Annotated in this window: 20 protein-coding genes; 10 read left to right on the top strand and 10 right to left on the bottom strand. The window is 50.3% G+C overall.

Annotated features, from left to right (window positions below; translation table 11 throughout):
- Positions 1-286: 286 nt before the first annotated feature.
- The 9 genes from ABDW72_RS08705 to ABDW72_RS08665 form a co-directional block, all read right to left on the bottom strand.
- Entirely contained in the window at positions 287-4,531 is a 4,245-nt protein-coding gene (locus ABDW72_RS08705; RefSeq protein ID WP_347158155.1) for a T9SS type A sorting domain-containing protein, read from the bottom strand.
- 354 nt (positions 4,532-4,885) lie between these two features.
- Positions 4,886-6,094 (bottom strand): beta-ketoacyl synthase N-terminal-like domain-containing protein, encoded by a 1,209-nt coding sequence (locus ABDW72_RS08700; protein ID WP_347158154.1) that lies wholly within the window; start codon positions 6,092-6,094, stop codon positions 4,886-4,888.
- A gap of 127 nt (positions 6,095-6,221) precedes the next feature.
- Entirely contained in the window at positions 6,222-7,538 is a 1,317-nt protein-coding gene (gene bioA / locus ABDW72_RS08695; protein ID WP_347158153.1) for an adenosylmethionine--8-amino-7-oxononanoate transaminase, read from the bottom strand.
- Between the two features lie 148 nt (positions 7,539-7,686).
- Positions 7,687-8,304 (bottom strand): dethiobiotin synthase, encoded by a 618-nt coding sequence (bioD, locus tag ABDW72_RS08690; RefSeq protein ID WP_347158152.1) that lies wholly within the window; start codon positions 8,302-8,304, stop codon positions 7,687-7,689.
- The gene (locus ABDW72_RS08685; RefSeq protein WP_347158151.1) at positions 8,301-9,416 is read right to left on the bottom strand and encodes an aminotransferase class I/II-fold pyridoxal phosphate-dependent enzyme; all 1,116 of its coding nucleotides are present in this window, start codon (positions 9,414-9,416) and stop codon (positions 8,301-8,303) included. The genes bioD and ABDW72_RS08685 overlap by 4 nt, the downstream gene beginning before the upstream one ends.
- A gap of 95 nt (positions 9,417-9,511) precedes the next feature.
- Positions 9,512-10,510 (bottom strand): biotin synthase BioB, encoded by a 999-nt coding sequence (bioB, locus tag ABDW72_RS08680; RefSeq protein ID WP_347158150.1) that lies wholly within the window; start codon positions 10,508-10,510, stop codon positions 9,512-9,514.
- Between the two features lie 1,024 nt (positions 10,511-11,534).
- Positions 11,535-13,238, bottom strand: a complete 1,704-nt coding sequence (locus ABDW72_RS08675; RefSeq protein ID WP_347158149.1) for a sodium:solute symporter family protein — start codon at positions 13,236-13,238, stop codon at positions 11,535-11,537.
- On the bottom strand, positions 13,235-13,384 hold the full coding sequence (locus ABDW72_RS08670) for a hypothetical protein (RefSeq protein ID WP_347158148.1): 150 nt from the start codon (positions 13,382-13,384) through the stop codon (positions 13,235-13,237). The genes ABDW72_RS08675 and ABDW72_RS08670 overlap by 4 nt, the downstream gene beginning before the upstream one ends.
- 194 nt (positions 13,385-13,578) lie before the next feature.
- On the bottom strand, positions 13,579-16,107 hold the full coding sequence (locus tag ABDW72_RS08665; RefSeq protein WP_347158147.1) for a PIG-L family deacetylase: 2,529 nt from the start codon (positions 16,105-16,107) through the stop codon (positions 13,579-13,581).
- A 397-nt stretch (positions 16,108-16,504) separates the two neighbouring features.
- Here ABDW72_RS08665 and ABDW72_RS08660 point away from each other — a divergent pair, with 397 nt between their 5' ends.
- From ABDW72_RS08660 to ABDW72_RS08635, 6 genes are all read left to right on the top strand, one after another.
- A complete protein-coding gene (locus tag ABDW72_RS08660) occupies positions 16,505-17,200 on the top strand; it encodes a hypothetical protein (RefSeq protein WP_347158146.1) in 696 nt (231 codons plus the stop codon).
- A gap of 192 nt (positions 17,201-17,392) precedes the next feature.
- Positions 17,393-18,052 (top strand): DUF2461 domain-containing protein, encoded by a 660-nt coding sequence (locus ABDW72_RS08655; protein ID WP_347158145.1) that lies wholly within the window; start codon positions 17,393-17,395, stop codon positions 18,050-18,052.
- 44 nt (positions 18,053-18,096) lie between these two features.
- A complete protein-coding gene (locus tag ABDW72_RS08650) occupies positions 18,097-18,438 on the top strand; it encodes a DUF3221 domain-containing protein (protein ID WP_347158144.1) in 342 nt (113 codons plus the stop codon).
- A gap of 3 nt (positions 18,439-18,441) precedes the next feature.
- The gene (locus tag ABDW72_RS08645) at positions 18,442-18,792 is read left to right on the top strand and encodes a Rieske (2Fe-2S) protein (protein WP_347158143.1); all 351 of its coding nucleotides are present in this window, start codon (positions 18,442-18,444) and stop codon (positions 18,790-18,792) included.
- A gap of 128 nt (positions 18,793-18,920) precedes the next feature.
- A complete protein-coding gene (locus tag ABDW72_RS08640) occupies positions 18,921-19,433 on the top strand; it encodes a hypothetical protein (RefSeq protein WP_347158142.1) in 513 nt (170 codons plus the stop codon).
- Positions 19,434-19,677: 244 nt separating this feature from the next.
- Positions 19,678-20,130 carry a hypothetical protein gene (locus tag ABDW72_RS08635; protein ID WP_347158141.1) on the top strand — a complete coding sequence of 151 codons (453 nt, stop codon included), beginning with the start codon at positions 19,678-19,680 and terminating at the stop codon, positions 20,128-20,130.
- Positions 20,131-20,136: 6 nt separating this feature from the next.
- Here the strand turns inward: ABDW72_RS08635 and ABDW72_RS08630 are convergent, their stop codons facing one another.
- Positions 20,137-20,355, bottom strand: coding sequence for a hypothetical protein (locus ABDW72_RS08630; RefSeq protein WP_347158140.1), 219 nt, complete (start codon positions 20,353-20,355; stop codon positions 20,137-20,139).
- Positions 20,356-20,762: 407 nt separating this feature from the next.
- Here ABDW72_RS08630 and ABDW72_RS08625 point away from each other — a divergent pair, with 407 nt between their 5' ends.
- The 4 genes from ABDW72_RS08625 (at position 20,763) to ABDW72_RS08615 (ending at position 22,789) form a co-directional block, all read left to right on the top strand.
- The gene (locus ABDW72_RS08625; protein WP_347158139.1) at positions 20,763-21,326 is read left to right on the top strand and encodes a vitamin K epoxide reductase family protein; all 564 of its coding nucleotides are present in this window, start codon (positions 20,763-20,765) and stop codon (positions 21,324-21,326) included.
- 2 nt (positions 21,327-21,328) lie between these two features.
- A complete protein-coding gene (locus ABDW72_RS08620; protein ID WP_347158138.1) occupies positions 21,329-21,715 on the top strand; it encodes an SPW repeat protein in 387 nt (128 codons plus the stop codon).
- 452 nt (positions 21,716-22,167) lie between these two features.
- Positions 22,168-22,419, top strand: a complete 252-nt coding sequence (locus tag ABDW72_RS20425) for a hypothetical protein (protein WP_488168637.1) — start codon at positions 22,168-22,170, stop codon at positions 22,417-22,419.
- Entirely contained in the window at positions 22,304-22,789 is a 486-nt protein-coding gene (locus ABDW72_RS08615) for a hypothetical protein (RefSeq protein WP_347158137.1), read from the top strand. The genes ABDW72_RS20425 and ABDW72_RS08615 overlap by 116 nt, the downstream gene beginning before the upstream one ends.
- Positions 22,790-23,050: the final 261 nt, after the last annotated feature.

Genomic DNA, 23,050 nt, shown 5'->3' with positions numbered 1-23,050 from the left:
TGGTTTATGTTTAACCTTTACATGCTAGTTGTTGTTTAATTTAATAATTAATATAAAAATTGTACTAAAGTGTATGTAGGATTTGCCACTATGCTGTTACAAGGGGGCTATATAGTATGTTGATGGTACTGTTTTAAGAGCAGATAGGTTTCTGGATTCAGGCAATTTATACTTGCATCTATCATCGCAACAAAGTAATAATAGGCGGGGTATTGGCATAGTATTAAAACAGAAAAGCCCAGCTGAACGGGTCAGCCGGGCTTTTCTGTTTTAAGCGGTGGGGGTGCTAATTTGCTTTTACAACCTTTATGGCAATCTGTGTTTTTACTCCAATCATTTTCAAAATATACATGCCGCTGCTTACACCAGATAGCGGCAGCTCGCACTCATTAACACCTTTTTGCAGGTTGAGTTTTTGTTTCAGAACAACCGCACCATGCAGATCGAGCAGGAGCAACTGCGCTGCCTCGCTCGTTTCAGCCGATATGATCACACTTAGATTCGTGTGGAACGGATTAGGATAGGCTTTTAAGGCAGTTGCTGTTACCTGTGCTGCTGTTACCGAAATAACTTTGCTTGGCGTTACAGTTCCGTCAAAGTCTACTTGTTTTAAGCGGTAGTAAACGGTTTGTGGCAGTATCTCTTTATCCTCAAATTTATACTTGATCACCTGGTTGCTGTTACCGCTGCCTGCTACCTCGCCGATGGCTTTGAAATCTGTACCATTCAGGCTGCGCTCTACTACAAACTTCAGGTTGTCTTTTTCAGAAGCTGTGATCCACTGCAGCACTACAAAGCCGTTTTCCCGGAGGGCATTGAAATAAGCCAGTTCAACTGGGAGCGGCACAACAAGCGCATCAGTTGGGCTGTTGATCCGGATGGTAAGAGGAGAATCAGTTGTTTTCCCTTTCGCATCTGTTGTGCGGATAGTGAAAGTATAAACACCAGCAGTTAAAGCTGAGGCACTACTTACCGTTATGGCACCCGTGGTTGTATTCAGCGTTGTTCCGGGCGGCAGGCTGCCCGATACTTTCTGAGCACCTATAACGCCTCCGTCAGCATCCGAAACTGTGGCCAGTACGTCATCGTTGCGATATGCGTCATAGTTTTTAGGGCCGGCTACATTGTAGAGCGCCGGGCAGTTTACAGTAATGTTAACGGTGGCTGCAGTTACAGTAGTAGTGCTACTGCAGTTGCTCGTTACGGTCCAGGTAAACTGGTAGGTTCCGGAAACCAATCCTGATACCGCTGTTGTGGCGCTGTTCACGTTTGTTATGGTGGGAGTGTTAGGGCCAGTCACCATCCATTTGCCTGTACCGGGCGCCGGGTCACTGCCCGACAGCGTAGTGCTGGTACCGCAGACGGTTTTATCCGTGCCGGCACTCACCGTTGTGGCTACTCCGTTGGTTGCCTGTACGGTTGCCTCTTGCGTCAGATTGGTCGTACAGGTCGTTGTAGTAGTTCCACTGCTCACCTGCACGGTATACGTATAAGTGCCGGCTGCCAGGTTTCCGGTAGATACAGACTTCACAGTGCCATCGCCAGCTATGCTTGCGCCCACCTGGGTAGTAGTGCCTTTCAGAAACACTTTATAAGTATAACCGCTTTGCGTGGCCACACTGATGGAAGTACTGGTGCCTACACAAATGGAAGCACTGGCGGCTGTCACAACTTTGGTTACGTCGGGCCCGGTAATAGTGATCTTGATCGTCGTAGTAGTAGGGTCCACGTTCTGGGCTTCGCAAGGTTCACCAACCCTTTTGATGATCACGCTATACTCTGTGGTAACTGGTACGGTAACAGCCGGAAAACTCAGGTTGCCATCAGCGGTAGGTTGCAGCAGCGTACCCACTGCTACACCGGAGGTGCTGTTGTATAATTGGTAAGTATAGCCTGCCAGTGCCGATTGCATTGTGATGACAGTAGACAAATTAGGACATCCGCTAGTTACCGAAGCCGCTAGCGCATAGTTCTTTGGTATGCTCGGATATAAGCGGGCTTGCTGCGTTGCTCCAATCTGCGACGTACACTCTGCCCCTACCTTTATCGCTTTTACTATCAAGCTGGTAGGGTCTACGGTAAGTATAGCAGAGGTGAGGCTAATGGCGCCGCCGGTGCCAAGTACCGAAGTGCCGGAAGTTGTTGTTCCGGTGCCATCATACAGGTTATAAACAATGCCCACCTCTGAGGTAGAAAGCTTTACAGTAGCAGAAGTGTTGGGGCAATACCGAACCGCAGAAAGCGAAGCGGTCATTGCTGTGTTAAAAGCCTTGCATTGCACCTTAACTGCAGCAGAGGCAGCACTCTCGCAACTGGTGCCGGAAATAGCTGTTAGGTATACCGTGGCACCTGCAAAGATCTCATAAGGCGATATGCCAGAAGCAGTCCAGGCGCCGGAAGCTGTGGCGGTGGTACTGGTGAGGTAAGAACCGGCTACATAAATCTTAACGGTAGCGTTTGCCGGTGCTGTGCCGCTTAAGCTTGTTGCCCCCTCTGTGATAGTTCCAGTTATAGCTAAGTTAGAGTTTGAGGTTTGGCTGCTAACGGATACCGAGGAAGAAGCAGCACTTTGCATCTTGTTTGGCGCCGATGCTTTTGCCGTAACCACACTATTCGCTGGTATAGCTAATCCGGTAGCTGTCCAGTTGCCATAAGCTGTAACATAAGCATGCGGACCAGTAGGGGAGGCTATTTGGGTGCCACCTACAAAGAGGTAAATTGCCGTTCCAGCCGCCTCCGTCGAAGTTCCTGTTACTGTGCTGGTGGTCCCGCAGTAAGATCCTGTGATGGTAGGAGCGGTGGATTGAGCCATAAACGTAGCAGCATTGGAGCGGGATGACTTTATTGTGGTGTTACATGTATTGGATGTATTTGTAGTATAGGCATAAAAGACATCGTTTACAGCTAGAGTGACACCATTTGTGGCAAAGATGAAGCTCCATGCATAGCTAGTTGTTCCAGTAGTTGCCGTAGCTGCAGCAGTGGCAGTGCCAACCTGAACGCCGTTTTTGTTAATGATGATTGAAGCGCTTGCAGTTGTGGCTGTTCCAGTTAATTGTGTGGAAGTGGTTAATAAGGTAGTGCTGGTTATAGTAGGCGAGACAGGGGTAGTAACGGTTCCATTTCCACCCGTCTGATAACAAATCTGATTTGAACTTCTGGACTCGCATCCTCCATCAGCAGGTAGCACAGTGGCATAGTAAGTGCCGGCTGGTAATGAATGACCTTGCTTGCCAAAATCATACGTCCATATAACGCCTGCTGTTACTGCTGTACTGATCTTTAAAGTATTAGTTTGGGTGTCATAGATGTTAAGTGTCCCTGTTACTGTAGTCGTTCCTGTTAATCCTTTGCTACCACTTGTTGATCCTGTAATAACAGGTGGTTCTGTATTACAAAGTCCAGTTGCAACAACTACTCCCGTAGATGCTAAAGAAACAGACTTTCCTGTTGGCAACACGGTGGCTGTTATGGTCTGTCCCACGGTCAGTACAGCTGAGCCAACTGTTAGCGACCAAGTGCCATTGGCTGCCACAGTTGTTGTGCCTATGCTGGTAGTGCCTTGGTACACAGTAATTGTAGAACCCGCTGCCTCTACCGAGGAGCCGGTAACGGTAGAACTTCCGGAAAGTATAGGGCTGTTAACAACAGGGGCAAGCGCCTTTACAGCTGTAATGCTGCCACTCTGGATGCCAGTGGGACTCGTTGAGGGGAAAGTAGCGATGACGTCTTTCCAGATGCTGATCTTGTTGTTGCCATACGCATCGTCTTTCACACCGCCCACATCTGATACGGTGCCAGTAATACCGCTTTGTGCGCTGGTAATGGTAATACCCGACATGCGAAGTGCAGTAGTAGACGTAATGCCTCCCTTGAAAGCTGTGAGCGGTACATAAAAGTCATAAAAATAGTCCGCATCCCCTCCGCCTTTTGTGGCTGCGATAGACTTCTGGAAATATTGGTCTACCGATCCGCTGAACAAGGTTGTCTGGTTATCTGTCGTGCTGGTGGTAGTGGTTTTGGTATGTTTGATCACCCGCACATCAAAGTTAGTAGCCAGCAGGACCTCATACTCAAAGCCAGGGTTAGGAGAAATGCCGGTAAAGTCGTTGTCACTGTCGATCAGGATACTATAACCCTTGGAGGCAGTAGATTGCCCGCCCAATCTTACCCGAAACAGAAAGTTTGTCCCATCGAAGTATGCGGCAATAGGTGAGCCGCTGGTGCCGGTGTAACTAGAGGTAGCCAGGTCAGTATGGCCGCCACTTGCACCGGTATTCAGGTCGCTCAGAGGCTCGTTTATCATGGCTGGGAACGCACGATAAGGGATTTCACTGTAAGCCGCCCCTTCATCGTTCGTACCGCTAAAGCCGGCAGTAGTTTTCGACACATAACCATCTTTGTTAGGGTCGAGCACCAGATTGCCACCATTGGCAGCGGGCTTATAAATAAGTCCGGGCGTTTGGGCCTGTACCTCCGCATGGAGCAACAGCAGACAGGCAAAAAAGAACAAGGCGAAGATTTGCTTCAATGCGGGTAAAAGGTGCTTTGCTGACACGGTTTAGTTCTGGCTGATGGTAGAAGTTTGTGATACCTAAGATTAAGGGAATGACTACGAGTTTGGTAACTATGAAATATGTCATGCACTTTCACAACATTCATGCGCAGATTTCGTAGCAGCTCTGCCATGCCAAATTCTTATCCAAGTATAAAAGTAATTTGATATTAATTGTACTAAAAAAAAGAAAAGCAGGGCTGCAATGTATTAACCGGGTTCGTATCAACAGAAAAGTGTACAGGAATGGGAATGGTTATTCCAAATAATGGAAAAACCATTTATTATATATCTGAACAGGATTTAGAAGGAGTGTTGCAGTAGTAGAAACTACACGATGCGCAGGAGAATACTGGCCGCATTTCCGCCGAAGCCAGCGGCATTAATCAAAACCCGTTTTATAGATAGGGCCGAATGGGCTGGCAATATACTGGCGTAGCGAACAGCCGGATAGGTCTGTGTTCTTAATATATGAAGGGCATACTGCAGGCTCAGCGCTCCGGAGGCACCAAGCGTATGGCCTATCAGCCATTTATTAGTGGTGATCGCGGGTGTGTCTTTGCCAAAGACAGCAGCAATAGCGGCGAGCTCAGCTTTGTCGCCTGCGCGGGTGCCGGGCGTGTGGGTGATGACCAGGTCTACGTGCTGGTCTGGCTCTGGCAATTGGCTTAGCGCATGCCGCATCGATTTCTGAAAATTAATGCCTTCGGCCGAGATACCCGTCTTGCTGACAATTTTCTCAAAGCCGAGTCCGATAGCTTCCACAATTACATCGCCGCTTTGTAGCGCTGCTGCCGGTACCTGCTCCATGGCAAGCACAGCAGCTCCTTCCCCCAAGGTGAACGTGTTCTGCTTCTCCAGTGCATAAGGCTGGCAGGGGTAAGGGTGATCGGCCAGTTTAGAATAAATGCCAACAGCTTTCATCTGGGCGATAGTAAAGGGCGTAAGCGGGGCTTCGGTACCGCCAGCCAGAAAACGCTGGGCCATGCCAGCTTTGAGCCAGGCCACGCCGTTAGCCACTGCCATTAATGCCGTGCTGCAGGTTATCGAATGACTGATCTGGGCGCCACCTGCATTTACAGCATGCGCCACCCAACTCGAAAGGTTGCCCAGGGTGGTGGTAGGAGAAGCGCTGGGTGTAAGGCTTCCGTCGGGGCCTTGCTGGTAGTTGCTGAAGTGGTGCTCGAACAAACCTGTAGCGCCGCGCGAAGAGCCGATGTTTACGGCCAGATCATCCGAAGCCGCCTCTTTGTCCTGGAGCCATTCTGCTTGCGCGGCAGCCTGTTGCGCAGCATAAATAGCCAGGTGCACAGAGCGGTCGAGCTGCTTATAATTGGGGTTTGAGGCGATTAGCTCCTGCAGGGCTGCTTCGGCGGAAGCAGGAAGCGCGGCAACAGGCGTAGGCTGCCCGTTGTGCCGGATTGCAGTGAAAGCAGGCTTTCCCAAAGTATAAGCTGCCGCGGTGGTGACTTCATCATGCCCCAGTGGAGAGATAGCCCCGCAGCCCCTGATCACGATATGTGCTTTCGCATCTTCCAAATTGCTGGCAAAGGTAAGGGATAAATGGCGAACTTTATGCCTGTTTCCAGCCCTTTGGTGGAGCTATCAACCTGAAGTGTCAATGAGGAGCGCTGTCAACGCAAATTACCTCCACATGTATAGACGCTTAATCGTGCAGCATTGTCAGGTCCGGGCGCGGGTACTGGTTCTTGCCCGACACAACTTCCTGCATCCCAAGTATAACCTGGTATACCTGGTCTAATTGGGTATCAGTTATGCAGTAGGGCGGAATAATATAGATGATATTGCCCAGCGGCCGGAGCAGCACGCCCTGATCTAAGCCAAAACTGTACAGGGTATCCCGCAGATCGCTGAAATAGGAGGTGCCGCCATCCTCGAACTCCACCGCCAGAATGGTGCCCTGCTGGCGCACTTCTTTTACAAAATTCAGTTGCCGTATCTCCTGGGCAAATGCCTGGTGCCGCTGCTGAATGCGGGTTATACTTTGCTGCGTTTCTTGCTGCAACAGCAGATCTAAACTAGCCAGACCGGCGGCGCAGGCTACAGGGTTGGCAGTATAGCTGTGCCCGTGAAAGAGGGTCTTGCTCTTGTCATCGTGCAGGAAAGCTTCGTAGATCTTCTCCGAAGCAGAGGTAGCGCCTAAGGCCATGGTGCCGCCCGTTAAACCTTTGGACAGGCATACCATGTCGGGCTGGCGCTGCAGGTACTCAGAGGCGAAAGTGCGGCCGGTGCGGCCAAAGCCTGTCATCACTTCATCGGCAATAGTCAGGATGTCGTGCTGCTGGCAGATATCGAGCAGGCGGTCCAGCACTTTAGGTGTATACATCACCATACCCGCAGTGCCCAGCACCAGCGGCTCATAGATAAAGGCTGCAATGTTATCGGCTTTGGCGGCCTCGGTGAGTTGCTGTACCGTTTCTGCCTCTTTGCCCGGTACCGGCACATCAATGAATGCCACATCAAACAAATAAGACCAGAAGGGAGCAGTAAACGCGCTGCGGGCACTCACAGCCATGGCGCCAAAGGTGTCACCGTGGTAGCTGTCACGAAAGGCTACGATCTTCTTTCTGGGCGTACCGAGATTGTTCCAGTACTGGATCGCCATTTTCAGGGCCACTTCTACGGCAGTAGAGCCGTTATCAGAATAAAAGATACGTGTCTGGCCTTGCGGCAGAATCTGTAGCAGGCGCTCGGCAAAAGTAACGGCGGCGGGATGCGTGAAGCCGGCAAAAATAACGTGCTCCAGCACCTGCAACTGCTCCGCTACTTTTTGGGCAATGTATGGGTGCGCGTGGCCGTGCAGGTTTACCCACCACGAAGCAACGGCATCTACATACGTTTTCCCATCCTCGGCGATAAGCAGCGCGCCCTCGCCCCGCACAATGGGAACGGGCAGGGCGGCGGTTTTCATCTGCGTATAAGGGTGCCAGATGGTGCTTTGGTCGCGTTCGGCTAAATTCATTGTAGAGGATTTAAGACACAGGACATCAGACACAGAAATTGATCAGCTGATGGCAGATGTTCAGCTCATATCCGTTGGCCCGTTCATACTAAAAGGAAATCGTTTTTGTAGAGTTTTGGCTTATAGCTTGTGTCTTTGGGTTGATACTTTATCGCAGGTATTCTTCAAATTCTCTGGCATACGCCGCCACCGTATCTTTGCAGAAATCAGCTTCCTGGCGAATGGAGGGCAGGCGGCGCAGGCCGGTATACTTCACGATAAAATCTTCGGAAGTGACATTTTCTTCGCCGTTAAAGATGATGCCTGCTACCGGAATTTTACGGTAGCGCAATACTTCGGCTGTGAGCAGCGTATGATTTATACTTCCAAGATAGTTGCGGGATACCAGTACCACCTCAAGGCCTAATTGTTGCACCAGGTCCAGCATCAGGAAACGTTTGTTGAGCGGCACCATCAGACCACCGGCACCTTCCACAATCAGGTTATTGCTGGTTTGGGGCAGGTGCATGGCATGCACGTCAATCTCTATGCTTTCGGCAGCTGCAGCGCGATGGGGAGAGGCTGCCATTTTCAGGCGATAAGCTTCCGGGTGAAATACGGAGACAGGGTTAGACACCAGACTCATAACAGTGTCGGTGTCTGTAAAGTCAAGCCCACCTGCCTGCACAGGTTTCCAATAATCGGCCTGAAGGGCTTCGGTGAGTATGGCGGCGGCAACTGTCTTGCCCACGTCCGTACCGATGCCTGTCACAAAATAGCTTTTCATATTCCTTTGGCTATGGCCTTCACGAGGCCCTCAATTTCTTCTGCTGTATTAAATGCGTGCACAATTATCCGCAGGCGCTCCAGGCCTTTCGGCACCGTGGGGCTGAGGACAGGGCGCACGTCAAATCCTTGTTGCTGCACCTGCGCTGCCAGCGCTTTCAGCTTCGCGGTACCGCCTTCTTCCGTAAAAACAGAAAGTATGATACTCTTTTCAGGAGCACAGCGAATGCCTTCTAAGTTATTCAGTTGCTCAAATAAATGGGCTGCGTTGCTTTTTGCCTGTTGCCGTTCCCGGTCTAACTCCGGGAGCAGCCGGTAAACACATTTCAGCGCTAGCAAGGCATGTGTGGGCAGTCCGGTAGTATAAATAAAGGCGCGGCTGTAGTTGATTAGAAAGTCGCGCAGCACTGCTGGCCCCACCACCGCGGCACCATGGCTACCCATTGCTTTGCCATAGGTAACGACCTGTGCAAACACCTGTTTCTCTAACCCTAAGGCTACTGTTAATCCTTCTCCGCTAGGGCCGTAAAGCCCGACAGCATGGGCTTCGTCTACTATTAATGCTGCGTGATGCTCTTCACACAGCTGCGCCAGTTCCTGCAGCGGCGCTGTGTCGCCGTCCATCGAGTAAACCGACTCCACCACCACGTATAACTGTCCGGCCGCATACTTCAGCTTTTGCCGCAGGTCGGCTATGTTGTTGTGCCGGAAGCTGTAGCTTTTCGCAAAGCTCAGCCGCAGGCCGTCCTTCATCGAGGCATGGCTGGCCTCGTCGTAAAAAACGGTGTCGCCGCGCTGGGGCAGGGCCGACAGGAGCCCGACGTTCGCCGTGTACCCGGAGTTAAACAGCAGCGCAGCTTCCATGTGGTGGAACCGGGCTATTGTTTCCTCCAGTTCCTCGAACAAAAGGTGATTACCGGATAATAGCCGGGAGCCCGTGGCACCCAGCGGCAGGTGCGTATAAAGCCCCTCTTCCTGCTGAATGCAGGCCCGCAGGGTTTCGCTGCGAGCCAGGCCGAGGTAATCGTTCGAGCAAAAGTCGATCAGGCCGGCGGTAGTTTTAAGCTGCCGCAGGTTCCCCTGCGCCGCCCGCTCTGCCAGCTTCTGCTCCAACTTATATGATAAGGGTTGGCTTGACAAAGGACAATAGAATAAAGACTGAATGTCGGTTTAGAAAAAGTCTTTTGTCAGGTACTCCTTTGTTTAAATCAGCAAACCGGTTGCTTTTCTTCTTTAAAGGATTTGCGTGGAGTAAGGCCCAGCAGTTGGAACATCGCCTTGTCCTGATCGAAATCCGGGTTTGGCGTAGTCAGGAGTTTTTCGCCGGTGAAGATGGAGTTGGCACCAGCCAGGAAGCACAGCGCTTGCTCGGTCACGTCCATCGCCTCACGGCCCGCCGACAGGCGCACCATCGACTTCGGCATCAGGATACGGGCAGTCGCGATCATACGCACCATTTCCCACACCGATACGCGCGGTTGGTTCTCCAGCGGCGTTCCTTTTACCGGCACCAGTGCATTCACCGGCACCGACTCCGGGTGCTGCGCCATGTTTGATAAGGTATACAGCATGCCGATGCGGTCTTCGTCTGTTTCGCCCAGGCCGATAATGCCGCCGGAGCACACCGAAATACCCGCTTTGCGCACGTTGTCGATGGTATCTAATCTGTCGTCGTAGGTGCGGGTAGTGATGATGCTGGCGTAGTTATCTTCGGAGGTATCCAGGTTGTGGTTGTAGGCATACAAGCCGGCTTCTTTCAGCCGCTCAGCCTGGTACTCGTTTACCATGCCTAGTGTGCAGCATACTTCCAGGCCTAGGTCATTCACGCCTTTCACCATGTCGAGCACCTTGTCGAAGTCGCGGTTGTCGCGTACTTCGCGCCAGGCCGCACCCATGCAGAAACGGGTAGATCCCCCATTCTTCGCCCGCTGTGCCGAGGCCATTACCTGTTCCTGGCTCAGGAGTTTGTGCACATCTACACCCGTGTTATAGCGGGCCGCCTGCGGACAATAAGCGCAATCTTCGGGGCAGCCGCCGGTCTTCACAGAAAGTAAGGTGCAAACTTGTACCTCCCCGGTCGCCTGGTACTGCTTGTGCACATTGGCCGCTTCTACAATCAGCTCCAGCACCGGCTTATAGTAAATTGCTTTTATCTCTTCCAGGCTCCAGTCGTTGCGGAGGCCTTGGTTCAGTCCGTTTAGCATCATGGTACTCGTGTTTAGGTTGCGAAGGTAATTTGAAGATTTAGGAATTAAAAATCAAACCTATGGGTAGGTTTGGTGGATAATTTACTAAGTAACTCAGCAGGTGCGGGTTTTCTGTGGAAAAATTGGTTTGTGAATTTGTGCGGAAATAAAAGTAGCAGGGGAAGGTGGCTTGTTAGGGAAATTTATAGTAAGGGTAATTCTGAACTGCTCCTGTTTACTAGTTGAAGCTGATTTTATGCTGCTTGATGATAGGAATAGGTGTTGATAGGAGTTGGTTTATACTTATGCTGGGTTTGTAGCTTAGTATACTTTGTAGTTTACTTATACTTCCTATTATACTTGATAGCAGTGGTTTATACTTTAGCAGGCAGGCTATACTTGGTAGTGTTGGTTTGCTCCTTGGTTTTATACTTGTCTTGTTTCACTTCTTACTTTAGAGCGCTCTAAGCCCGCGCGGACACGTCCTGGGGGTGCAGGGCCCCCCGATAAGGGCATCGCGCGGTGGCGTGAACCTGCGCTTGCGCGCTGCCCTCCGGGCACCGGAACCCGCCAAGGCGCTCAACCCAAGGACTGGAATTTTTCTCATAGCTCACGTTTATACTTGTGGTCAGGTATAAACTAGTATACTGGTAAGAATACTGGCGCGAGTCTCCAGATTCATGACTAAGAGTGAAGGTGAAGTCTCAAACTTTACTGGCCAGAAGGGACAAAGCAGCACCACGAGCAAAGCTCCTGCTAATCCATACTTCTCTTCCATCTACAGCAGAATACCCTCCTTGAGGGGGTATAGAGGTGTTCCTGATCGGCCATAACTACAAAGCATTCTCCTTAACTAAAGCAATTACAGGCTTCCCTCCTTCGGCAAGCAAGAACGCGAGTTCGAAGCTTACGAGCGTAGCTCTGAGGAGCAGGGGTGGTTGGACCCGGAACTACAAGGCATACACTTGACCAGCAGCAATACCAGCGTTCGCTCCTGAAATCATAAACGACCTTAACGGTGGTACCGAAACAGCAGGTTTAATGTCTACTGGGCTACCAGTTCCTTCTTTTTGCCTAACAGCGCCTGCAGTATAAGCCCGAACAGGATGACGCAGCCGCAGCCGATAACATTGAACCACAGGAAAGCGATTTCAGTGTAGAAGTGACAGTATAGCACGACCAACTCAGCGGCCATGGCAGCCCAGAAAACGGCGTTGCCCCGGATGCGCTTAAAGTAAAAAGCCACCAGGAAAATACCCAGAATGGTACCGTAGAAGATGGAGCCGATAATATTCACCGCCTGGATCAGGTTATCGAGCAGGGAGGCATAAGTAGCGAACAGAATCGCAATTAATCCCCACGCAACTGTAAACAGTTTGGAGGCTCTGAGGTAATGAGTTGCACTGCCGCTTTGTTTGACGGAACGTTTGTAGATATCCACCACCGACGTAGAGGCCAGTGCATTCAGTTCTGATGAAGACGACGACATGGCTGCCGAAAAGATCACAGCCAGCAGCAGCCCCACCAGCCCGGTCGGGAGGTACTTCATGACAAAGGAAATGAAAACATAATCGGTGTCTTTTGTCTCTGCCGCCGGCGTTGCTTTTTTAATGACGCCTTTTACCTCTTCCCGAACTGCTTTGGTGGCCATGGTCAGGGCATCTACTTTGCTTTGGGCTGTGGTGATAGCTGCGTCATTGTCAGCCTTTACTGCCGCCACCAACCCCTGTATGGCTTCCTTTTTTTGTGCATACACGGTGTTATACTTGGTTTCAAGCCCGCGCAGCTCACTTGCGTAAGGTGTGGCGTATACTTTGTTCTTGGCAGCTTCGTTGAAAAATACCGGCGGCTGGTTGAACTGGTAGAACATGAACACCATCACCCCGATGAACAGGATCATGAATTGCATTGGTATCTTCAGCAGGCCATTAAATAACAGCCCCAGCCGGCTCTCGCCAACGGATTTGCCGCCCAGGTAGCGGGCCACCTGGCTTTGGTCGGTGCCGAAGTAGGACAGTGCCAGAAACAAGCCGCCCGTCATGCCGGACCAGAAGTTATAGCGGTCGTCCCAGTCAAAGGAAAAGTCCACGATATTCATTTTGCCCATTTTGCCAGCCACTGCTACGGCATCGCCAAAGCTCACGTTCTGGGGCAGGTAGTGCACCACCATAAAACCGGCTACCAGCATGCCACCCATCATTACGGCCATTTGCTGTTTCTGCGTTACGCTCACCGCCTTGGTACCACCCGATACGGTATAAATAATCACCAGCACGCCAATAACCAGGATCGTCGCCGTCAGGCTCCAGCCTAGCATGGTAGAGAGGATGATGGCTGGTGCGTAAATGGTAATACCAGCAGATAGCCCCCGCTGTACGAGGAAGAGCAGCGCCGCCAGGGTACGCGTCTTCAGATCGAAGCGGTTCTCCAGGAACTCATAAGCGGTAAATACGTTGAGCCGATAAAAAATTGGGATAACGGTGATGGAAATGATCACCATGGCGATCGGTAAGCCAAAGTAAAACTGCACGAAGCGCATGCCATCTTCGTAGGCCTGCCCGGGGGTGGATAGAAAGGTGATGGCGCTGGCCTGCGTGGCCATCACGGACAGGCCGATGGTCCACCATTTCATGCTGTTATCGCCTTTGAGGTAGCCTTCTATGTCGCTGCTGCCGCGGGTTTTCCAGACGCCGTAAATGACAATAAAGCCTAACGTGCCCAGCAGCACAATCCAGTCAAGCAGCTTCATGCGTAAAGCCTGGTGATGAGGTAGAACAAGCCGACCAGAAAAGCCAGGTTGCCCAGCACCAGCCAGTACATACCGGACCAGCTCTTAAAAAAAGGTGGCTTCTCCAGAGGTGCTTCAGTATCAACAGGTGGTGTTTTCTCTTGCATAAGGTGCTTTTATAATGTCTTTCTACCTGATCAGGATTTACAGAATGTTCGGTTTAGCAAGGGAGAACCGCACTTTGCTAAACCTATAGCGGCTTTTTACAACAGTTATACTTCTTTCCGCCGCAATATTTATACTTGCCCTGTACATACTGTAAGGATCTGGCTTTTCCCTTTTATATCAGAAACGTGTTTGTCTACTTAGCTGCTTTGGTGTTCTTGTCATCACTGTTCTTCCCCAGCGAGATCAGGTTGGTAAACAGGCGGTACGCGCCCGGCACACCGGCAGGCAATTCGCGGAAAAAGACATAACCGGTATAGATGTAGTTTCCTTTGCCATAGGGCGCTACCAGCAAGCCGCCATTCAGCGGCGCTTCACCGGGGTCGTTGGACGACAAAACAGGGACGAACTCTTTGCCCCACTCATTCGCGAAATAAGTGCCGCGCTCCTGCACCCATCCTTCAAAATCCTGCTGCGTGATCTTATTTGGAGTATTCAGGACAGGATGATTGGGAGCCAGGAAACGGATGGGCGCTTCTTCTACGGTCACACGATCGCGGGAGATGGTGAGTGGATAGGGAGCAATATTTGGCGTTACCAGCCCATAGTTGTTGTTATACTGCACAATCAGGTTGCCGCCGTTTTTTACATATTCCAGCAGCACAGGCTGCCAGAATTTAAGCCGGTCTACGGTGTTGTAGGCCCGCACGCCCGTAATAATGGCATCATACTGCTGCAGGTTGCTCAGGCGCATGTCCTCGTCGTGCAGCAGCGTTACATGATAGCCGATCTGTTGCAGACTGGCCGGGATCTCATCGCCGGCGCCCATGATATAGCCGATCTGCTGCCCTTGTTTTTTCAGGTCCAGCTTCACGATCTTGGCAGTGGCATCGGGGAATTTTACCTGGGCCGGAATATGGCTGTAGTTGATCTCCTTCAACTCCTGCGCATAGTCTTTCCCGTCTACCGTGGCAATAGCTTTCAGTTCTGCCTCCTGCTGCCCCTGTGGCGGATACACCATAAAGCGCACCTGCTGTTCGGCTCCTTTTTCCTTCAGGTCAAAAGGCACCTTGGCTGGCTCCACGCGCCATCCTTGTGGCAGTTGCAGTTTTACGCTCCCGCTCAAATTCTCTTTTCCGGCTTTTACCACTACTTGCACTGGCTTTGGGTCCTGGCTGGCAAACATGTATACTTTGTCGGATACGTTCACGAATACCGGTGGCATCACCACAAAGGGGCGGTATACTTCGCCAGCCACCGGATCGGTCCGTTTGTATACCACTGGCACGGTCATGGTAAGCGGCTGCCCGGCTATCTGCAGCGCAAAGGTTACCTGAGCGGCTGGTGCGTTCTCCGGCATGCCAACTTCCTGCTGATTTTCGATGGCAAACATACCCAACGTGCCTGGCTTGCGCAGCCAATAAGGTTGCGAGTAGGGCATATTCTGCGGCAAGGTGGCCGATGCGCTAAACTTCAGCGGCTCGTTGGGGGCCAGGTTTTGGTTTAAAGTAGAGTCTTTAGAGGCGAAAGTATAGTTGACGTGCTGCAGCGTAACAGGTATGGCCGAGCGGTTGATGGCTTCTACCTGCAGCTTTACAGGGGCGCCGGGCGCGGCGGCATAGTCGTTTGCTGTTACCTCTAAGTATAGGCCCATTGCCTCCTGCATTACATCTTGCAGCGCGTTCTCTTTCACGCGCTTCCAATAGCTGTCCGGCAGCTTGTCCAGTTCTTTTTTTGCGGCAATCAGCGTAGGCACCACGGCCGCAGGTTCTGTAGGCTTGTACATGTCAATGGCTTTCTGAATCAGCTGTGCTACTTTACTTCCTCCTTTTACGCGGCCCCAGGTGGTGTTCACGCCATCCAGCAGGTTGCTTTCTGCTTTATCGCCTTTCACCAGCTGAAAGTATTCGGTCGCGCTGCCCCGTGAGCCCGTGGAGCCGAAACCCTGGCTTTTATGCATGCTGCGGCTTTCTGCGGCAATCTCGCCATACGACTTTCCTAGCAACGGATTATAACCGCCCACATCTACTTTCAGCAGGTCTTTGCCAAACTTCTCAAACTCTTCCTGGCTCTTAAACGACCACACACCTGTATTCCAGAGCAGGCGCTTAGGCTGCCACACCTCCACATACTTCAGTTGTTCCGGAAAGCGCTTCGGGTCGCCGGCAGCGTCAAACGCTTCTGCTGCAAGTATGGCGGAAGCGGTGTGGTGGCCATGCCCGGCGCGGGAATCGGGTGGAAAACGGGTGATCATCACATCAGGCCGGAACTTGCGGATGGTCCAGACCATGTCGGCCAGCACCTGCTCCCGGTCCCAGATCGTGAAGGTCTCTTCCGGATTTTTGGAAAAGCCGAAGTCGTTGGCACGGGTAAAAAACTGGTGGCCGCCGTCCGTGCGGCGCGCCTGCAGCAGTTCCTGCGTACGGATAATGCCCAGGTCCTCACGTATTTCCGGCCCGATCAGGTTTTGACCGCCATCGCCACGCGTAATGGCCAGGTAGCCTGTATTGTATAGTTTCTCATTACTTAGGTACGCGATCAGGCGCGTATTCTCATCATCCGGGTGTGCGGCCACATACAGCACGGAGCCTAGTACGTTCAGTTTTTCAAGGTCCTGCAGTATTTTGGCTGCAGAGGGTTTGACAGGGGCCTGCGCCTGTAGTTGCGCTACATATAAGCAAGAAAGCAGCAGCAAGGCAAAGCGTCGCAGAGAAGTTATTTTCATTCTGGTTTTCATCTGTTTGTTCAAGGCAGCAGATCAAGCTGCCCTGTAAATCTATAAAATTTAGCTGTGCTATTACAGCTTATCTTTTGCGCTTCTCTAATCCTTTGCTGTAGCCGGGCTAATTGTTAAATCTAGGCGTATGCCTCCCGCGTATGTATGCAGCCAGATGTATGGAACAATTTAGAGTTTTAACATAAAAAAAATTGTATGAAAAATCTATGAAAAACATTGTATTTATATTCAAGATCTTATATGTTTGTAATGCCCGAAGAAATAATTGCTGTTTTTACTGATTAAAGGATAAACTCTAGTATATTTAAGAACAGGACAGGGTAAAGATGCAATTGGCCAGCTTTTTTTAACAGGCACCACTAAATCAGATATATTTTACACTTATATGCCGAACCTGCGAGAAAGCAATATTGAGGACTTTGCGTACGAGTACCTCTACTCTTACTACAGTGCCAGCCACACCACAAAAAACGTCCTTATTGGCAAGGCTGAAAAAACAAAACAAGATGCAACAGCTGATGGCCTGGCGGCATTAAAAACAGCTGGTGGTGATGTATTCATAGCTACCCTGAACACCCGGCATTCGCCTAAACTTGCAGCCCTGCTCACCAAGTATAAAAACCACGGCATTAGCAGGCTGCGCTACGGTACAGCCCTTTTTCTGTTTGCCTTCGCATTGGTAGTCGGGAAAATAACCGGGCACTGGGCATTGTTGTATGTAGTGCCTGTGTTAGTGGCCCTTGTCGGGCTTGCCTGCCATTCACTGCTAGAGGAGCGGTATCTGAAGCGCAAGGTGGAGCAACTGGTAGATGATCTGAAGCGGATTCCGGCGAATGAACAGTGGTTGGGCCTCTCGGTTAGCAGCCTTACCTTCCGCAATAATGCCCTAGCCACTCATCTGCTTAATGTCTGCAAGCGCCGTGGTATTGGCCTTATAACAGTAGGCAAGCGGGCCAAAGTTGTGCAGCTGCACGTGCCCCGTACTATACCTTGCCGTCGTGGTGATTTTCTTTCTTATTATGCAGCTGAAGATCAGATTCGCAAAGCTCTTAACGACAATTCCGTATTGCGGGTGGCTTAACACTTCTGCCGCCACCACTTATAAAAGAAGGCCTCTTGTGTTTGTAACAAGAGGCCTTCTTTTATAGTACTAAACAGACGAACCTATAAACAAACTTATGACACTTATATTATTAATCATTCTGGCCATAATTATAATAGGGGTGATCTTCTGGTTTAAGGCCAAAACACCTAAATAAGTTACCTTCAGCCCATGCACCAGGCGTATGTACTTCGTTTTCTTGAGGACCTGCAGCAGCATAACAGCAAAGCCTGGATGGATGCGCACCGCGATAGATACCTGCAGGCCAAAAGCTATTTTAAAGAACTGGTAGAAGAGCTCCTGGTGCAGCTCAGGACAATTGATCCGGACCTGCACGCTACATCTACAGCCGAGTGTCTATTCCGGATTAATAAAAATGATTTCTCAAAAAAAGGAGAGGCGCCTTACAAGGGGTACTTTGCAGCGGGTATTTCTCCGGGTGGGCGCCATTCGCCTTTGGCAAACTACGTGCTCGTGCTGGAGCCCGGCAACAGGTCCAGGGCAGGAGGGGGCATCCGGAAGCCGACACCAGCTCAGCTAGAGCTGATCCGGCAGGAGATAGATTACAGCCCGGGCGACTTGGAAGCTATACTAGCGGAGCCACAGATGCATGAGCAGTTCGGCGGCTTACAGGGCGTGCAGCAGAAAGCAGCGCCCAGAGGCTATGCCAGGTCACATCCCGCCATCGACCTGCTCCGTTACAAGGGCTACCAGGTGCTTCACTTTTTTGATGATGGGGAAGTACAGCAGCCGGACTTTAGCAGCAGGCTGCTGCCCCTTTACAGGCAGGTGGTGCCGCTGCATACTTTCTTAAACCGTGCCTTAACTTAAAAAACGTGAAACAGACCTCCTCTTGCGTACTGCTGCTAGCCCTTATGCTTGTACTACTTAGCTGCGGGGGCAATGCGCCCGACCACGTCCCCACTACATCACCAGATGTTCGTGGCTATGTTACCAATATAAAACGGACAGCCAGCAATGGCAGTGGTGCTACAGCTGTGGTTCTCTTAGAGTCTTTGGAAGATACAGACACAAAGCACCAGCAGGTAAGTATAAGGATTGATGCGCACACGCTGGTGGAAGACGGGGAAGGAGCTCCCATGCAGATCGAACAGCTGCGGGAAGGCCATGCAGTAGAGGCATGGCTGGAGGACGACCAGCTGAAGTCGGCAGGGCCGGTGCAAGGTACCGCAAAAGCAATACGCATAAAACAATAAAGCATGGCTGATACCTACCACTGGCACCGCGTTTTTACCTCTGAAGCCGAAGCCAAAGCAAGCCTGCCTCTGCGGCAGATGCGGCAGTATGAACTGGATGGGCAGGAAGTATGCCTTGCCCATACTTTTGCCGGTTTCTTTGCTTTAAAGGACGCCTGTCCTCACCTGGGCCACTCGCTGAGCAAAGGCACCACCAATTACCTGAACGAGGTGATTTGCCCCTGGCATAGCTACCGCTATAACCTGGCCAGCGGGCGCGAATGCGACTACCGCAGCCGCTCTGCCGTAACTTATCCGGTAGAAGTGCGCGCAGATGGCCTTTACATCGGGCTACCTGCCAAAGCAGCAGAATAGCCCTTTTTCTTCCGCTCACCCGGCTGCAAGTATAGTACACGAAATACTTAGCTATAGTGATACTGCTTTACTAGCCCGGAACGTATAGTTAGCGCCGGGTAACCATGTTTATATCCGGGTAGGTCTGCATGAAAACTATCCCCAGTGTCTCGCCTTTTTACTACGAGTTTGCCGCACAGGTAAATAGCTGGCCAGCGCGTGTACAACTGCTACGTGCCGCCGGCGATAGTTTCGTAGCGTTTGAAAAGCACGACAGCTGGATCGAGGCGAAGTGGGCCGGGCACATTGTGGCCGATGATGTAGTAACAGCTGCGAAGCTGCTCTTGCAACTGCTGCAGAAGGTGCCCTGCTATGGACTATTGAATGATAAGAGTGAGGTAACCGGCGACTGGCAGGAAGCCAATGATTGGTTAGAGTTTGAGTGGCTGCCTCAGGTGCTTCAGGCTGGCCTGCGGTGTATAGCCCATGTGTATTCCGAAAATATGTTCAGTCGCCTTTCTGCCCGCGACCTGCAGCAGCGGCTCATGCCCAGTCTGCAGATGCAGAACTTCAGCGACCACGCGCATGCGATGTCGTGGCTGCAAAACTGTTTGTCCTGCCGCCTGCAAGATAAGGAGCCCGGGCCTGCCGGCAACTTTTAGCCCTATAAGTGCTTGCATTTGCAAACTGCTCCAGGGCTTATGTTGCTTGATAAGTGGCATCAGCCGCGTGTAGCGGTACGATAATACAGGTTGCCGGCTAAATATAAAAAATACTAAATAATAAATGCTTGCAGCGTTTTAAATGCAGAATTCATCGCTTAGATTTATACCCTGTTCCTTCACTAGGAGTTATCCAGGATGAGACAGTGTAAGTTGATCAACTATAGTATAAAATACCCGTTACATGCGCATAGAGCAGCAAGGTCAAGCATCTTTCGCCTCTGAGGCGGAGCCGCTGGAATTAAAGAACTCGCAAGGAGTTGCATTCCTACACCTCTTCTACAAGCGTGACTTTCTTGTTGCCAGGTGGTTTGGCTATATCACGGCAGAAGATGTGGTACTGGCGGCCAGCGCCTACCTGGACCTTATGCACCAGGCACCCTGCCCGAAACTTCTCAACGATAAAACCGACATCTCCGGCGACTGGCAGGAAGCCAATGACTGGCTGGAGTTTGAATGGCTCCCGGAAGTTGTGGCAGCTGGCCTGAGTTGTATGGCGCATGTTTACTCCTCTAATATGATGAGTCACTTGTCAGAAATAGACTTGTATAAGCGGGCTGCCCCGCAACTACAGCTGGCAAGTTTCACCATCACCGAAGCAGCCGAAGACTGGCTGGAACAATGCCAGCCTGCCTGACGACGACTAGTGAGCAGTGCTGGCAATAACAGCCGGTGCCTCTACAGAGATCTCTACTGTATCAAGCACCACTTCCAGCATGGGCGCTTCTACTGCCTTGTAAGTAGCAGGTGTTACCTGTTGGGCAGCTATGGCTTTGGTGCCGGGCTGTGCTACACGTGTGGTTTCCTGACATACATAACCGAAACCAAATAAGTAAATCGAAAGAATAGCTAAAATTTTCATGGCTTTATTTTTTAGTTGTGAAACATTGTTTGATGATTCAAAGATATTATATAGTACTATGCTTTGCAAGGTACTCTTGTATTAGAAGCTACTGATTTATACCAACAACTCTTTTTTGTCCGTAAAGGGGCTGATTATGTGGACGAACAACCTATAATTTTTTCAGCTATTTTATGGATTCCATCTCTGCTGTGGCTGCTCTGTACCTTTGTGCTTCTGTCGCTACGCTGCGGCAGGGTAGCGGGCACGTGCAAGTATAGGCATGTTTATACTTCCAGCGCAGGTACATAAAAGCCCTCTCACGCTTGGAAAGCGCTTCTTTTGCCGCTGTGCCGGTATGGGTGTAAACACATAGCTGCTGTGCCCGTACTAAACTCCTGTAGTAATTATCAAACAAACCAGACGCAATGAGTAAGGACGAAGAAGGTATACCACCAGGATGGAATTATAACCCTGCTAGTTGGGGACAGCGCCTGCCCATAGTAGGGCTGGCGGTCATCGGATTTGGCATTGCCACCTATCTGTCCCTGTTTCAGCTGCACGTTTTTTCTACTGTTTGGGAGCCATTCTTTGGCAACGGCAGCCACAAAGTGCTTACCTCCGGTGTGGCTAAAGTGCTGCCTATACCTGATGCCGCCCTTGGAGCCCTGGGGTACCTTTCTGATGCGGTATCAGGAGCAGTTGGTGGTCCGAAGCGCTGGCGAACCATGCCTTGGATCGTGATCTTGTTTGGTATGCTGGTGGGGCCACTGGGCATGATCAGCATTACCCTGGTAGTTTTGCAACCGGTTATATACAATGCCTGGTGTACGCTCTGCCTTTGCTCTGCCGCTATTTCAGTGATCATGATCGGCCCGGCAATGGATGAAATGCTAGCCAGCCTGCAATACATGCGGCGCGTAAAAGATGCTGATGTATCGTTGTGGAAAGCCTTTTGGGGCTATAAAAGTGTACAAGGGAAAGTAAACTGATTATGTGGGCACAAATTATTAATGCATTGCTGGGCATCTGGCTCATGGCCGCTCCGGCTATACTTGGTACCGATAAAACCATTGCCAACAACGAGAATATTGTAGGGCCGCTTATCGCTTCCTTTGCTATTATTTCGTGCTGGGAGATTACGCGCGTGGTGCGCTTGTATAACCTGCCGCTGGGCGCCTGGCTATTGCTGGCCCCCTGGGTGCTGGGGTATCATAATACCACCGCCACATTAAACGAAATGGGCGTGGGACTACTGGTGATCATCCTCTGTTTTGTAAAGGGCAAGGTAGAAGGGCAGTATGGCGGCGGCTGGTCATCTATCTGGGGTAAAAATCCCCTGCATGAACAGAAAGCAAGCAGAACTCACAGCAATAAATAAATTCTTGCATCTTAAATTGTAGTCGTTGCTAAACTTGGCACTGCATCTGAAGCAGAGTGGTTACTCTCATCTATAAACACTCTTCCAACCTGCGCTATTACAGCTTAGAAGTTAGGCATTAGCCAGTGAAGCGCGCATAAATCAAGCTTCTAAAGTTCCTTTACCCTCTCCTTACTTTTCTTTACAACTACTTTTGCAAAGCAGCAAAGGCAGCATCGTATTAATGCTGCACTAAGTGCCTCTCCTAATCAATTTTACATATCCACTTCGAGTGCCTTGCGCTGTTATATTCAAATATTAAATTAAAATTATGTTTTTATAAACTTTTCATTAAATTTATAGTAATACAAAAAAATATAAAAATTATTACATGTAATTAGATCATTATGTAACTAAAACTACCCTTTACCTCACAGAAAACGGCTTTGCTTGGTGCAGCCGTACTATATGCAGTGGCATTAACCATTCTGGCTGCTATTGCACTACAGCCTTATGTCAAAATCAGTATATTGGTGCGGGATGCTGTAGCAGTATCTGGTGGCCGTTTTTACTATGTTTTTCTATCCAACCTAGGTATTTTACTGTGGTGTGCTGCGGCTAGCTGTTGCTTATTTAGTGCATTGCTACTTAAAAGCACAAAGTATAAAAAAGAACTTCTTTTTTATACTTTGTGCAGGCCTGTTATCTGCCCTGTTGCTCTTTGATGATTTTTTTCTACTGCACGAAGCCTTTATTCCCCGATACCTAGGTATTAAAGAACATGTAGTGTTAGCTGCTTACCCTATTCTCATCTTATCGTTTCTAGGCTATTTCAGAACAACAATATTGTCTTCTTCTTACCTGGTGTTGCTCTCATCCCTTGGCTTCCTGGGTTTATCGATCTTAGTTGATGTTGTCGCTCCATATGAAAACGAACTTGAATACCTTATTGAAGAGGGATTCAAGTTCCTGGGAATTGCAGGCTGGTGTTATTACTTTGTCCGCACTTGCATGGTTTTGGTAAAAACTGAAGTTCAAGTTATTAAATCTCCAGAGGTAGGTCAGGAGGATGTTGTACTTATGGCAACGGCATAAAGTATCTGCGCTGCTCAAGGCTATAAAAGAGAGCTAGCTGGTGCTAACGCATCGGCTAACTCTCTTTTAATTTGCGCCTGACGAGAAAGGATGTTATTTAGGAGGCTAATCAAGGGGCTGGTACAGGTCTGAGAACCGAATGCTATACTTCTGATTAGTTTTAGATAAGCCGCTTAGAATTTTGCATGATTATGGAATCGCAAGTTGGGGAATACGAAGTACAGTGCCATACTTCCCAGTACTGCGCCAGACGTGTAGTTA

The organism is Pontibacter chitinilyticus (genome assembly GCF_039748935.1).
In the GTDB taxonomy this organism is placed as follows: Bacteria; Bacteroidota; Bacteroidia; order Cytophagales; family Hymenobacteraceae; genus Pontibacter; species Pontibacter chitinilyticus.
This window is presented reverse-complemented; position numbering and strand designations above follow the sequence as displayed.